The sequence below is a fragment of the Mesorhizobium kowhaii genome, assembly GCF_003253745.1.
Lineage (GTDB): Bacteria > Pseudomonadota > Alphaproteobacteria > Rhizobiales > Rhizobiaceae > Mesorhizobium > Mesorhizobium kowhaii.
The window spans coordinates 170,281-183,215 of the sequence record NZ_MZXV01000076.1; the positions used below are offsets into that span (position 1 = coordinate 170,281).

Annotated in this window: 12 protein-coding genes; 1 reads left to right on the plus strand and 11 read right to left on the minus strand. The window is 63.4% G+C overall.

The genetic code is table 11. The features are described 5' to 3' along the window. Positions 1-12: 12 nt before the first annotated feature. The 5 genes from B5V02_RS34350 to uxaC form a co-directional block, all read right to left on the minus strand. Positions 13-789: a FadR/GntR family transcriptional regulator gene (locus B5V02_RS34350; protein WP_111548389.1), complete on the minus strand. Its 777-nt coding sequence runs from the start codon at positions 787-789 to the stop codon at positions 13-15. 8 nt (positions 790-797) lie between these two features. After that, positions 798-2,078: a TRAP transporter large permease gene (locus B5V02_RS34355; protein ID WP_111548390.1), complete on the minus strand. Its 1,281-nt coding sequence runs from the start codon at positions 2,076-2,078 to the stop codon at positions 798-800. After that, a complete protein-coding gene (locus B5V02_RS34360; protein ID WP_167458787.1) occupies positions 2,079-2,648 on the minus strand; it encodes a TRAP transporter small permease in 570 nt (189 codons plus the stop codon). Between the two features lie 66 nt (positions 2,649-2,714). Further along, positions 2,715-3,692: a TRAP transporter substrate-binding protein gene (locus tag B5V02_RS34365; protein WP_111548391.1), complete on the minus strand. Its 978-nt coding sequence runs from the start codon at positions 3,690-3,692 to the stop codon at positions 2,715-2,717. A gap of 34 nt (positions 3,693-3,726) precedes the next feature. Next, on the minus strand, positions 3,727-5,187 hold the full coding sequence (uxaC, locus tag B5V02_RS34370; RefSeq protein ID WP_167458788.1) for a glucuronate isomerase: 1,461 nt from the start codon (positions 5,185-5,187) through the stop codon (positions 3,727-3,729). Positions 5,188-5,279: 92 nt separating this feature from the next. Between uxaC and B5V02_RS34375 the strand changes: the two genes are divergently transcribed. After that, positions 5,280-6,776, plus strand: coding sequence for a mannitol dehydrogenase family protein (locus B5V02_RS34375; RefSeq protein ID WP_111548560.1), 1,497 nt, complete (start codon positions 5,280-5,282; stop codon positions 6,774-6,776). Positions 6,777-6,828: 52 nt separating this feature from the next. Here the strand turns inward: B5V02_RS34375 and B5V02_RS34380 are convergent, their stop codons facing one another. The 6 genes from B5V02_RS34380 to B5V02_RS34405 all read right to left on the minus strand — a co-directional run bounded on the left by B5V02_RS34380 (position 6,829) and on the right by B5V02_RS34405 (position 12,649). Further along, positions 6,829-7,236: a F0F1 ATP synthase subunit epsilon gene (locus B5V02_RS34380; RefSeq protein ID WP_111548393.1), complete on the minus strand. Its 408-nt coding sequence runs from the start codon at positions 7,234-7,236 to the stop codon at positions 6,829-6,831. A gap of 99 nt (positions 7,237-7,335) precedes the next feature. Beyond that, a complete protein-coding gene (gene atpD / locus B5V02_RS34385) occupies positions 7,336-8,931 on the minus strand; it encodes a F0F1 ATP synthase subunit beta (protein WP_167458789.1) in 1,596 nt (531 codons plus the stop codon). A 70-nt stretch (positions 8,932-9,001) separates the two neighbouring features. Further along, positions 9,002-9,886 (minus strand): F0F1 ATP synthase subunit gamma, encoded by an 885-nt coding sequence (locus B5V02_RS34390; RefSeq protein ID WP_111548394.1) that lies wholly within the window; start codon positions 9,884-9,886, stop codon positions 9,002-9,004. Between the two features lie 31 nt (positions 9,887-9,917). Beyond that, on the minus strand, positions 9,918-11,447 hold the full coding sequence (gene atpA / locus B5V02_RS34395; protein ID WP_111548395.1) for a F0F1 ATP synthase subunit alpha: 1,530 nt from the start codon (positions 11,445-11,447) through the stop codon (positions 9,918-9,920). Continuing rightward, positions 11,447-12,007, minus strand: coding sequence for a F0F1 ATP synthase subunit delta (locus tag B5V02_RS34400; protein WP_111548396.1), 561 nt, complete (start codon positions 12,005-12,007; stop codon positions 11,447-11,449). The genes atpA and B5V02_RS34400 overlap by 1 nt, the downstream gene beginning before the upstream one ends. 246 nt (positions 12,008-12,253) lie before the next feature. Then, positions 12,254-12,649: an AGROH133_08824 family phage infection protein gene (locus B5V02_RS34405; protein ID WP_111548397.1), complete on the minus strand. Its 396-nt coding sequence runs from the start codon at positions 12,647-12,649 to the stop codon at positions 12,254-12,256. Positions 12,650-12,935: the final 286 nt, after the last annotated feature.

Genomic DNA, 12,935 nt, shown 5'->3' on the forward strand with positions numbered 1-12,935 from the left:
ACTTGAGATGGGTCATTCGCCGCCAGCGGCCTTGACCGAACTGGCATAAAAAACCTGCCTTGCATGCAGGCGCTCGCGATAGCGCTGCTGGCTGGCGGTGAGATGCGCGCGCATCGCCTCGCGCGCGGCTTCGGCATCGCCTGATGTAATCGCGTTGAGGATCACCAGATGCTCGCGCTGCAGCCCGCGCTGGTAGCTGTCGGATTGCACCAGCTCGGTCGACCAGGGCGAGGTCACGTCGCATGGAATGGCGCGCCGGCCGAGCACGTCGAGCATCTCGACATAGAAGGGATTGTTGGTGGCGCTGGCGATGGCGCGATGGAAGGCGAGATCGGCAGGACCGGTCGGCTCTGAGGCGAGCAGCAGCCGTTCGAATTCGAAGAAGGCTTCCTGGATCGCCGCCTCCTGCGCGGCGTTGCGGCGGATGGCGGCGAGCCCGGCCGATTCGATCTCGATCGCCAGGCGCACCTCGAGCACGTTGAGCGCGATCGAATCCTTGCTGCCCATGTCGGCGGCAAGTGCGCCGAACATCGTTGAGATGTGCTCGGTGACGAAGACGCCGGCACCCTGGCGCGGCTCGACCAGGCCGTCGGCGGCAAGCTTGGCCAAAGCCTCGCGGATGACGGTGCGGCTGACGCCGAAGGTCTCGGTCAACTGGCCTTCGGTCGGCAGTTTGTGGCCGGGCAGGATCTCGCCCGCCTGAAGCTGCTTGCGGATCGCCGCGACGACGGTCTCCGACAGTTTTGGTTTTCTCTCGACCCTGAGGTCGGTTGCGGTATCCGATGCCATATCGCCCTCTATTTGAACACGCTCGGCAACCAGAGCGAGATGGCCGGAATATAGGTCACAAGCCCGAGAACCACGAGGCTCGCGCCGTAGAACGGCCAGATCGAGCGCATCGCTTCCCACACCGTGATCTTGCCGACCGCGCAAGCGACGAACTGCACCGTGCCGACCGGCGGCGTGTTCAGCCCGATGCCGAGGTTGAGGATGGTGATGACGCCGAAATGCACGGGGTCAACGCCATAATGCGTGACCAGCGGCAGGAAGATCGGCGTGCAGATGATGATCATCGGCCCCATGTCCATGAAGGTGCCGAGCAGCAGCATCAGAACGTTGAGCAGCAAGAGCACGACCAGCGGGTCGGTGGAGATGGCGTTCATGCCGGCAATCAGCAGCACCGGCACCTTGAGATAGGCCATCAGCCAGCTGAAGGAGGCCGCCGTGCCGATGATGAGCAGCACCATCGACGTCGTGCGCACGGCGCCCTTGGTGGCATGGACGAAATCGCCCCAGGCCATCGAGCGATAAACGAAGACGGTGACCAGCAAGGCGTAAAGGATGGCGATGCAGGAGCTTTCCGTCGCCGTGAAAATGCCCGAGCGGACACCGCCGAAGATGATGCCGATCAAAAGAAGTCCGGGAACGGCGATGACCGCCAGCTGGCCGACGCGCGCGAAGCCGGGGAACTGCTCGACCGGATAGCCGCGGCTGCGGGCGACGAAATAGGCGGTGACCATCAGTGAGGCGGCGAACAAAAGGCCGGGCAGGATACCGGCGGTGAACAGGTCGGCGATCGAGATCTTGCCGCCGCCGGCGATCGAATAGATGATCATGTTCTGCGACGGCGGCAACAGAAGCGCGATCAACGCCGCCATCGAGGTGACGTTGACGGCGTAGTCCGCACCATAGCCGCGTGCCTTCATTTGCGGAATCATCAGCCCGCCGACGGCCGCCGCTTCCGCCACCGCCGAGCCGGAAATGCCGCCGAACAGCGTGGCGGCGATGATGTTGACCTGGCCGAGCCCGCCCCGGACATGGCCGACCAGTGAGCCGGCAAAGGAAACGATGCGTTGCGCGATGCCGCCGCGCACCATCAGATCGCCGGCGAAGATGAAGAACGGGATCGCCATCAGCGAAAACGCTGACATGCCCGACTTCAACTGCTGGAACACCACCAGCGGCGGCAGGCCGAGATAGAGCACCGTGCCGAAGGATGCGGCACCGAGGCAGAATGCGATCGGCGTGCCGGCAAACATCAGCAGCGTGAAGACGCCGAACAGGATCCAGAGTTCCATCTAGGCCTCCTGAACCGCCGGCATTTCCGGCACGTCTTCGAGATTGATATCCTTGTCGATATCCAAGCCTGACCAGCGCTGTGCAATGCGCTCCGCCGAGAACAGGCAGATCAGCACGCCGCCGGCGACCAGTGGCAGATAGTCGAAGCCACCGGGCAGTTCGAGCGCCGGAATGATGGTGTGCCAGGTCAGGCCGACCAGCTTGCAGCCGTACCAGACCATGCCGAAGCCGAAGCCGAGCGCGATCAGGTCGGAAAGCATGCGCAGCGCGCCTTTGCTGCCCTTCGGCAGGACATAGAGCAGCACGTCGAACCCCATATGGTAGTTCTCGCGCACGCCGACCGCGGCACCGAGGAAGATGAACCAGTTCATCAGCATGATGGCGCTGGTTTCGGTCCAGCTCGGTGACGAATTGAGCACGAAGCGAGAAAACACCTGGTAGGCGACGAGCGCGGTCATCGCGACCATGCCGATGCCCGCCAGATACAGCGCGCCATCGCAAATCCTGGAAAGAACGGCGCTGACGCGCGCCATCGGCTGCGTCTCGCTTTTTACCGATCCTGTCGCCATCCGGTCCTCCCGATGCTTGCTAGGAACGGCGCGGGGCGGGGCGCAGAGCCCGGCCCCGCAACCGGCCTACTTGGTTGCCTGGATTCGGGCGGCGAGGTCCTTCAGCTCGGGTGTCGACAGATACTTGTCATAGACCGGCTTCATGGCATCGATCAGCGGCTGCTTGTCGATCTCGCTGACCTTGACGCCGGCCTTCTCGACGAGATCGCGCGACTTCTTCTCCTGCGCGTCCCACAGTTCGCGCATCTTGACGACGCTGTCCTTGGCCGCTTGCCGGACGATCGCCTGGTCTTCCGGCGTAAGCTTGTCCCAGCTCGCCTTCGACATCACCAGCACTTCCGGAACGATCTGGTGTTGGTCGGTGGTGTAGTGCTTGGCGACCTCATAGTGCTTGGCGGATTCGAAGCTCGGCCAGTTGTTCTCGGCGCCGTCGATGACGCCGGTCTCGAGTGCCGAATAGACCTCGCCATAGGCCATCGGCGTGGCGTTGGCGCCCAGCGCATTGACCATGTCGACGAACACGTCCGACTGGATGACGCGGAACTTCATGCCCTTCAGGTCGGCGATCGAGGTGATGTCCTTCTTGGTGTTGTAGAAGGAGCGCGCCCCGGAATCGTAGAAGGCGAGGCCGACGAGGTCATGCGCCTCGAAGGCTTTCAGGATGTCGTCGCCGATCGGTCCGTCCATCACGTGGCGCATCTGCTCGACCGAACGGAACATGTAGGGCAGCGATGGCACCGCGGTTTCAGGCACGATGCCGTTGAACGGCCCCATCGAGGCACGGTTGAGGTCGATGACGCCGGTCTGCGTCTGCTCGATCGTGTCCTTCTCCTCGCCGAGCTGCGCCGAATGATAGACCTCGACCGAATAGCGGCCATTGGTGCGCTGCTTGATCAGGTCGCCCATGTATTTGACCGCCTCGACCGTCGGATAGCCGTCCGGGTGCGTGTCAGCCGAGCGCAGCACGGTGTCGGCATTGGCAATGCCGACCAGCAGTGAGCCGAAGGCGAACGTGGCTGCGGTCAACTTAGAAAAATGCAACATGACTTCCTCCCTTTTATAAACCGAATCGCCCGGCTCAGAGCCGGTACGCCTTCTTCGCAAGCGTGTAGGCAAGCTCCCGCGCCAGCTCATGCGCCTCGTCCTCGCGCAGCCGATGCTCGGCGACGAGACGCGCCAGGAACGCGCAGTCGACCCGCCGCGCCACGTCGTGACGCGCCGGTATGGATGGAAAGGCGCGGGTGTCGTCGTTGAAGCCGACGGTGTTGTAGAAGCCGGCCGTTTCGGTGGTCATCTCGCGGAAGCGCCGCATGCCTTCCGGGCTGTCGTGGAACCACCAGGCCGGCCCGAGCTTCAGCGCCGGGTAGGTGCCGGCTAGCGGTGCCAGTTCGCGCGCATAGCTGGTCTCGTCGAGCGTGAAGAGGATGATCGTCAGGTCCCGTTCCAGGCCGACACAGTCAAGCAGCGGCTTCAGCGCCGTCACATAGTCGGTTCGGGTCGGGATATCGAAACCCTTGTCGCGGCCGAACTTCTGGAAAATAGAAGGCGAATGGTTGCGCCACGAACCGGGGTGGATCTGCAGCACCAACCCGTCATCCCAGCTCATCTTGGCCATTTCGGTCAGCATCTGGGCGCGGAACAATTTTCGCTCGCGCTCGTCATCCGAGCCGCGACGGACACGATTGAACAGCTCCTCGGCCGCCGCATCCGAAAGATTGGCGGTCTCCGCCGTCGGATGGCCGTGATCGGACGAGGTCGCGCCAAAGCTTTTGAAGAAGGCGCGCCGCTGCCGGTGGGCGTCGAGATAGCCGGTCCAGTTGCCGGTGTCGCAGCCGGTGATCTCGCCAAGCCGGTCGAGATTGGCCGAGAACCCCTCGAAATCGGGATCGACGACGGCGTCCGGCCGGTAGGCGGTGATGACCTTGCCCTCCCAGCCGCTGTCGCGGATCATCTGGTGCCATTTGAGATCGTCGAGCGCGCCTTCCGTCGTTGCGATGACCTCGATGTTGAAACGCTCGAACAGTGCTCGCGGGCGGAAATTCTCCCACTGCAGCAGGGTTGCGATCGTGTCGTAGTGACGGTCGGCGGTGCTGGCAGTCAGCGGTTCGTCGATGCCGAACAGATGCGCCAGCACATGGTCGAGCCACAGCCGGGTCGGCGTGCCGCGGAAGAGGAAATAGTTTTCGGCAAAGCGCCGCCAGATCGCCCTGCCGTCGGTCTCCACCGGTGCGCCGTCCAAGGTCGCGACGCCGAGATCCTCGAGGCGGACGCCCTGGCTGAACAGCATGCGGAAAATGTAGTGGTCCGGCACGATGAGCAATTGCGCCGGATCCGGGAAAGGCTCGTTCAGCGCATACCAGCGCGGATCGGTGTGACCGTGCGGACTGATGAGGGGCAGATCCTTGATCCCGGCATAGAGATCGCGGGCGATCGAGCGCGAATGCGCTTCGGCGGGAAACAGCAAATCCGCATCGGTCAGTGCCACGACGATCCTCCCAGGGCCGCTATCGGTAGGGTCGGCAAGAAATAATGTCAACATACAAAAATTAGATTGTTGTATGATGACTTTCACCATTGCATGGCAAGAAATCGGATGTTACGCCGCTTGCCAACCATCCCCGAGGCGAGTTCATGCCGTCCGACCAGACCAGCCGAGCCACGACGACAAAACGCCTTTCCGGCGAGGCGGCACAAACATTGCCGGCTTCGGTCGCGACACCTTCGTATGATCGCAGCCGCGTCGTCCCGGGCATCGTGCATCTCGGCGTCGGCGCCTTCCATCGCGCCCATCAGGCCGCCTATGTCGACGACTGCCTGGCGGCTGGCGAGACCGGCTGGGGTATCGTCGGCGTCTCGCTGCGCAGCGCCGACACACGCGATGCGCTCTCGCCGCAGGACGGGCTCTACACGCTGGCGATCAGGAGCAGCGGCGAGGAGAAGCTTCGCATCATCGGCTCAATCGGTGCGCTGCTGGTGGCCCCGGAAGACCCGGACGCGGTGCTCACCGTGCTGACCGATCCCCGCACTCGCATCGTGACGCTGACGATCACCGAAAAGGCCTATCTAAGGTCCGCCAGCGGCGGTCTGGACACCGCTCATCCCGATATCGTCCACGATCTGGCAAATCCGCAAACGCCGAAGACAGCGCATGGTTTCCTGACCGAGGCGCTTGCGCGGCGACAGGCCGTCGGCACGCCGCCTTTCACCGTGCTGTGCTGCGATAACCTGCCGGCTAATGGTGCGACGCTGCACCGGCTGCTGATCGAATTCGCCAGGTTGCGCGATGCCGAACTCGCCAGTCAAATCGCCGACCAAGTCGCGTTTCCCTCCAGCATGGTCGACCGCATCGTGCCGGCGACCACCGACGCCGACCGGGCGCGGATCGCTGTCGAACTCGGCGTCGAGGACGCCTGGCCGGTCATGACCGAGCCGTTCTGCCAATGGGTGATCGAAGACAATTTCCCTGGAGGCCGGCCAGCCTGGGAACAGTTCGGCGTCACCATGGTCGACGACGTCCGGCCGTTCGAAGACATGAAGCTCAGGCTGCTCAACGGCTCGCATTCGGCCATCGCCTATCTCGGCCTGCTCAGCGGTCACGCCACCGTCGACCGCGCCTTCGCCGATCCGGCGATAAGAGCCTTTGTCGATGCGCTTTGGGCCGAAGCCATCCCGACGCTGCCCAAAAATGCCGGGCTGGATACAGCGAGCTATACGGCAGAGCTCGCCAAGCGCTTCTCAAACACAGCACTTGCCCACCGCACGGCACAGATAGCCAACGACGGCAGCCAGAAACTGCCGCAGCGCATCGTCGCCTCCGCTATCGAGCGCCTCCGTGCAGGCGCCTCGCCGGCGCATCTCATGTTGGTGGTAGCCGCCTGGATCGCCGCTTGCGAGGCGCGTGGCAAATCCTTGCCCGAGGCGCATTTCACCGATCCGCTCGACACATCGATGGCGACGATTCGGGACAGGCGCTTGTCGGCCACCGAAACAGTCAACGCGGTGTTCGATCTGGCCGGCTTTGCCAAAAGCGCGCCGGAGCGCCAAAGATTGATGGAGCTGACAATCGTCCACCTCGAACAGCTGCAGCGTGGCGGGCCAGCAGCAGCCTTCGCTGCATTGGACATCTAAACAAAAAAGCGAGGCAAGGCCCCGCTTTTCACTTAGTCATCTGAAGCGAATTCTACGCCGGCAGAATGGCGCCTTCCAGCGTGGTGAGCTGGCTAAGGAACTGCTCTGCCTTGCTCCGGACCTGGTCGTCCTTGGCGTCGGCGGCGTCTTCCCTGGCTTCCTGGATGCGGCGCGCGAGATCGGCGCGGTCGACGTCCTTCACGGCGACAGCCGATTCCGCCAGCAGCGTGCAGCCGGAAGGAACGATGTCGGCGAAGCCGCCGAACACCACATAGCGCTCTTCGCCACCCGACGCGGCCTTCACCGTGACGACGCCCGGCTTGATCGTGGTCATGACCGGCGCGTGATGCGCCAGCACGGTCATCTCGCCCTCGGCGCCGGGAATGACGACGGATTCGACCTGCTCGGAAACCAGCAAACGCTCCGGCGAGACCAGTTCGAACTTGAAAGCTTCAGCCATGATCAATCTAGCGAATAGGGAATAGTGAGTCGCGAGTAGTGAAAAAACGCGCCCGGCTCATAAACCCCTATTCGCTACTCCCTATTCGCTATTCGCTTCTTATGCCGCTTCAGCCGCCAGGCGCTGTGCCTTCTCGACCGCTTCCTCGATGCCGCCGACCATGTAGAAGGCAGCTTCCGGAAGGTGGTCGTAGTCGCCGTTGCAGAGGCCCTTGAAGCCCTTGATGGTGTCGGCGAGGTCGACCAGCTTGCCCGGCGCGCCGGTGAACACTTCGGCGACGAAGAAGGGCTGCGACAGGAAGCGCTCGATCTTGCGGGCGCGGGCAACCGTCTGCTTGTCCTCTTCCGACAGCTCGTCCATGCCCAAGATGGCGATGATGTCCTGCAGCGACTTGTAGCGCTGAAGGATCGACTGCACCTGGCGTGCGACGCCATAGTGCTCGTCGCCGACGACCAGCGGGTCGAGCATGCGCGAGGTCGAATCGAGCGGGTCGACGGCCGGGTAGATGCCCTTCTCGGCGATGGCGCGGTTGAGCGTCGTCGTCGCGTCGAGGTGGGCGAACGAGGTCGCCGGCGCCGGGTCGGTCAGATCGTCGGCGGGCACGTAGATCGCCTGCACGGACGTGATCGAGCCCTTGGTGGTGGTGGTGATGCGTTCCTGCAGCGCGCCCATGTCGGTGGCGAGTGTCGGCTGATAGCCGACGGCCGAGGGAATACGGCCGAGCAGAGCCGACACTTCCGAACCCGCCTGCGTGAAGCGGAAGATGTTGTCGACGAAGAACAGCACGTCCTGGCCCTGGTCGCGGAAATATTCCGCAACCGTCAGGCCGGTCAGGCCGACGCGGGCGCGCGCGCCCGGCGGCTCGTTCATCTGACCGTACACCAGAGCGGCCTTGGAGCCTTCGCCGCCGCCCTTCTTGTTGACGCCGGACTCGATGAACTCGTGATAGAGATCGTTGCCCTCGCGGGTACGCTCGCCAACACCGGCGAACACCGAGTAGCCGCCATGCGCCTTGGCGATGTTGTTGATCAGTTCCTGGATCAGCACGGTCTTGCCGACGCCGGCGCCGCCAAACAGGCCGATCTTGCCGCCCTTGGCGTAGGGAGCCAGCAGGTCGAGCACCTTGATGCCGGTGATCAGGATCTGTGCTTCAGTCGACTGCTCGACATAGGTCGGAGCCGGCTGGTGGATGGAGCGCATTTCGGTTGCGTCGACCGGGCCTTCTTCGTCGACCGGCTCGCCGATGACGTTGATGATGCGGCCGAGCATGCCCGGGCCGACCGGTACGGTGATCGGCGCGCCGGTGTCGCGCACTTCCTGGCCGCGCACCAGACCTTCGGTCGAGTCCATGGCGATGCAGCGCACGGTGTTTTCACCCAGATGCTGGGCCACTTCGAGTACCAGGCGGTTGCCGACATTGGTCGTCTCGAGCGCGTTCAGGATCGCCGGCAGGTGATCGCCGAACTGCACGTCGACAACGGCGCCGATGACCTGGCGGACCTTGCCGACAACGCCGGTTGCCTTGGTGGCCACTGCCGGTGTCCTGGCCGCGGCGGCCTTTGCCGGTGCTGCCGCCGTCTTGGCCGGAGCCGCCTTCGCGGCTGCTGCCGGAGCCTTGGCCGCCTTCGCGGGGGCTGCGGTCTTCGCGGCTGCTGCCTTGGGGGCCGCCGTCTTGGGGGTCGCTGCTTTCGCCATCGTCTTTACCCTTTTTCGTCCTTTGTTTCTCACGCGGTTCGCTCGCGGGCCGATGACCCGCGAACCGCGCCTAGAGCGCCTCGGCGCCCGAAATGATTTCGATCAGTTCCTTGGTGATCTGCGCCTGCCGCTGGCGGTTGTAGGTGATCGACAGCTTGTTGATCATCTCGCCTGCGTTGCGCGTCGCATTGTCCATGGCGCTCATCTTGGCGCCCATTTCGCCGGCCGCGTTTTCGAGCAGCGCCCGGAAAACCTGCACGGAGATGTTGCGCGGAATGAGATCGGCGAGGATTTCGCCCGGCTCCGGTTCGTATTCATAGACGGCGCTGCCGCCATCCACCGCCTCGGCCGGAGCCGAAGCGAGACCGGCCGGAATGATCTGCTGCGCGGTCGGGATCTGGCTGATCACCGACTTGAACTGCGAATAGAACAGCGTGCAGATGTCGAAGCCGCCCTCGTTGAAGAGGTGGATAACCTTCTTGGCGATGGCGTCGGCATTGACGAAACCTAGCGTCTTGACCTCGCGCAGGTCGACACGGTCGATGATCATCGATGCGTAGTCGCGGCGCAGGATATCGAAGCCCTTCTTGCCAACGCAGATGATCTTGACCTGCTTGCCGTCGGCCAAAAGCCTGCGGATGTGGTCGCGGGCAAGACGGGCGATCTGCGAATTGAAGCCGCCGCACAGGCCGCGCTCGGCGGTGCAGACGACGAGCAGATGCACGTCGTCCTTGCCGGTGCCGGTCATCAGCGCCGGGGCATCGCCACCGCCGCCGATTGCCTGGGTGATGTTGGCGAGCACCGAACCCATGCGCTCCGAATAGGGGCGCGCCGCTTCCGCGGCCTCTTGCGCACGGCGCAGCTTCGCCGCGGCGACCATCTGCATCGCCTTGGTGATCTTCTGCGTCGCCTTGACCGAGGCGATACGGTTACGAAGGTCTTTTAATGAAGGCATGCTTCAAACCTGATCCCGTCTTGCGCTTCGCTCAGGCGAAGGTCTTGGCGAAAGCGTCGATCTCGGCCTTCAGCTTGGCGCGCAGATCGTCCGACAGCGCCTTTTCCTTGCGGATGGCCTCGAGAACGTCCTTGCCGGCCGCACGCATGTGGCTGAGCAGGCCATGCTCGAACTTGCCGACCTGGTTGACCGGCAGCTTGTCGAGATAACCGTTGACGCCGGCGAAGATCACCGCGACCTGCTCTTCCGTCTTCAGCGGCGAGAACTGCGGCTGCTTCAGGAGTTCGGTCAGGCGCGATCCGCGGTTGAGCAGGCGCTGCGTGGCGGCATCGAGATCCGAGCCGAACTGCGCGAAGGCCGCCATTTCGCGGTACTGCGCGAGCTCGCCCTTGATCGAGCCGGCAACCTGCTTCATCGCCTTGATCTGCGCGGCCGAGCCGACTCGGCTGACCGAGAGGCCGACGTTCACCGCAGGACGGATGCCCTGGAAGAACAGGTTGGTTTCGAGGAAGATCTGGCCGTCGGTGATCGAGATCACGTTGGTCGGGATATAGGCCGACACGTCGTTGGCCTGCGTCTCGATGATCGGCAGGGCGGTCAGCGATCCGCCACCCAAATCGTCGTTGAGCTTGGCGGCGCGCTCGAGCAGGCGCGAGTGCAGGTAGAAGACGTCGCCCGGATAGGCTTCGCGGCCCGGCGGGCGGCGCAGCAACAGCGACATCTGGCGGTAGGCGACGGCCTGCTTCGACAGATCGTCGTAGCTGATCAGCGCATGCATGCCGTTGTCGCGGAAATATTCGCCCATGGTGCAGCCGGCGAACGGCGCCAGGAACTGCATCGGCGCCGGATCGGACGCGGTGGCAGCGATGATGATCGAGTATTCGAGCGCGCCGCGCTCTTCCAGCACCTTGACGAACTGCGCCACGGTCGAGCGTTTCTGGCCGACGGCGACGTAGACGCAGTAGAGCTTTTCCTTCTCGGGGCCGTTGTCGTGCACCGATTTCTGGTTGAGCATCGTGTCGAGGATGATGGCGGTCTTGCCGGTCTGGCGATCGCCGATGACCAGCTCGCGCTGGCCGCGGCCGACCGGGATCAGCGCATCGATGGCCTTGAGGCCGGTCGACATCGGCTCGTTCACCGACTTGCGCGGGATGATGCCGGGCGCCTTGACGTCGACGCGCTTGCGCTCGACTGCCTTGATCGGGCCCTTGCCATCGATCGGATTGCCGAGCGCGTCGACGACGCGGCCGAGCAGGCCCGGACCGACGGGGACGTCGACGATGGCGCCGGTGCGCTTGACGATGTCGCCTTCCTTGATGTCGCGGTCGGCGCCGAAGATGACGACGCCGACATTGTCGGCTTCGAGGTTGAGCGCCATGCCGCGGATGCCGCCGGGGAATTCGACCATCTCGCCGGCCTGGACATTGTCGAGGCCGTAGACGCGGGCGATACCGTCACCGACGGACAGCACCTGTCCGACTTCGGAGACCTCGGCCTCCTTGCCGAAATTCTTGATCTGGTCTTTCAGAATTGCGGAAATTTCCGCGGCGCGGATGTCCATCAGCCGACCTCTTTCAGTGCAAGCTTGAGCGAATTGAGTTTGGTTTTGAGCGACGTATCGATCTGGCGCGAGCCCATCTTGACCACCAGCCCGCCGAGCAGCGACGGATCGACGGTGACGGAGATGGCCACGTCCTTGCCGGCAACGCTCTTCAGCGCCGCCTTGAGTTCGGTCTGCTGGGCAGCGGTCAGCTCATGCGCCGACGTCACTTCAGCAGCGGTCTCGCCACGATGTTCGGCGGCGATCTGGCGGAACGCCCTGATCATGCCGGGAATGGCGAACAGCCGGCGGTTGCGGGCGACGACGCGCAGGAAATTGCCGGTGAGGCCGGTAATCCCGGCCCTGTCGGCGATCGCCGCGATGGCCTTGGCCTGGTCCTCGCTGGAAAACACCGGGCTGTTGATCAGCCGGGTCAGGTCGGCGCTGCCCGCGAGCATCGCTTCGAAACTGCTGAGGTCTGCCTCGACCTTGGCGACTGAATTTGCCTGCAGGGCGAGTTCGAACAGCGAACCCGCATAGCGCTCTGCGACACCTGAGATTGGCGATGACGATTGGGCCACGGACCGTCTTTTCTCTTGTCTGACAGGCCGCAGATTGTTGGCGCGAGCAAAAACTCTGGCTAAATCTTTGACCTTACTGCATTTTTCCAAGCACGGAGGCGCGGCTTCCGCTATCCCCGGCCGAAAGTCGATTGCCGTCTAGCACAGGCATTTTAAGACCGCAATGCGTCGTTCCGCATGGTTTTCAGGCACTATTGTCGCATCTGGCGAAAGAACCCCGTCTTCCGCCCCGGAAACCCCAAGGATTCAAGGCAGAAAGCCGAAGGCGAAGGCGAGTGGCAACGCCGCCAATGCCAACTCCACCACAATGGACACCCAATTGAAAGGCGTATTGGCGCCATCCGACATCATCGACAGCAGCCGGCCGAAGGCGGTGAACAGCCAGGAGAAGCCAAGCGTCATGTAGATCAGCGGCTGCGCGAGCAGGATGCAGCACAGGCCGACGCCCAGATAGAAGCCCGACATCCTGCCGCGCCCTTCGGCGATCGCCGCCACCTTCTCGGGCTTGACCTGCAGCCGAAGGATCCGGAAGGCCAGGCTAGGCGCCAGAAAAAACAAAAGGCCCAGCAGCACGGTGACGACGGCGCTCGACCAGGCCAGCCATTCGCCCTGGCTCATCGGCCACGGAAACGCAAAATCCATCTTGCCTCCCCCTCACAGCAATTCTGGATGCATTGAATGTCGCCCGTGGAGGAAGTCAAGCGCGCAGCCGGAAAGTCGGGGGTTCGGCAAGGCCGCATTGGAAATGTCATCGCCTGATATGGGCTGCCCGCTCGCGGCTTCGCGGCCGATTCGGCTGCCAGGCAAACAACCTCTGGACAAGAGGATCCGCGGCACAATTTCTTCAACAGTATAGATTGCATGCCTTGCCGTAACGTAACGCAAGTATTATGCTTCAAATGTACCTTTCGCCGACTTCTTGTTTAGT

Bases quoted from the DNA above. Each gene is read 5' to 3' on its own strand.
- B5V02_RS34350 (WP_111548389.1), bottom strand. From the start codon at position 789: ATGGCATCGGATACCGCAACCGACCTCAGGGTCGAGAGAAAACCAAAA.
- B5V02_RS34355 (WP_111548390.1), bottom strand. From the start codon at position 2,078: ATGGAACTCTGGATCCTGTTCGGCGTCTTCACGCTGCTGATGTTTGCC.
- B5V02_RS34360 (WP_167458787.1), bottom strand. From the start codon at position 2,648: ATGGCGACAGGATCGGTAAAAAGCGAGACGCAGCCGATGGCGCGCGTC.
- B5V02_RS34365 (WP_111548391.1), bottom strand. From the start codon at position 3,692: ATGTTGCATTTTTCTAAGTTGACCGCAGCCACGTTCGCCTTCGGCTCA.
- uxaC (WP_167458788.1), bottom strand. From the start codon at position 5,187: ATGTTGACATTATTTCTTGCCGACCCTACCGATAGCGGCCCTGGGAGG.
- B5V02_RS34375 (WP_111548560.1), top strand. From the start codon at position 5,280: ATGCCGTCCGACCAGACCAGCCGAGCCACGACGACAAAACGCCTTTCC.
- B5V02_RS34380 (WP_111548393.1), bottom strand. From the start codon at position 7,236: ATGGCTGAAGCTTTCAAGTTCGAACTGGTCTCGCCGGAGCGTTTGCTG.
- atpD (WP_167458789.1), bottom strand. From the start codon at position 8,931: ATGGCGAAAGCAGCGACCCCCAAGACGGCGGCCCCCAAGGCAGCAGCC.
- B5V02_RS34390 (WP_111548394.1), bottom strand. From the start codon at position 9,886: ATGCCTTCATTAAAAGACCTTCGTAACCGTATCGCCTCGGTCAAGGCG.
- atpA (WP_111548395.1), bottom strand. From the start codon at position 11,447: ATGGACATCCGCGCCGCGGAAATTTCCGCAATTCTGAAAGACCAGATC.
- B5V02_RS34405 (WP_111548397.1), bottom strand. From the start codon at position 12,649: ATGGATTTTGCGTTTCCGTGGCCGATGAGCCAGGGCGAATGGCTGGCC.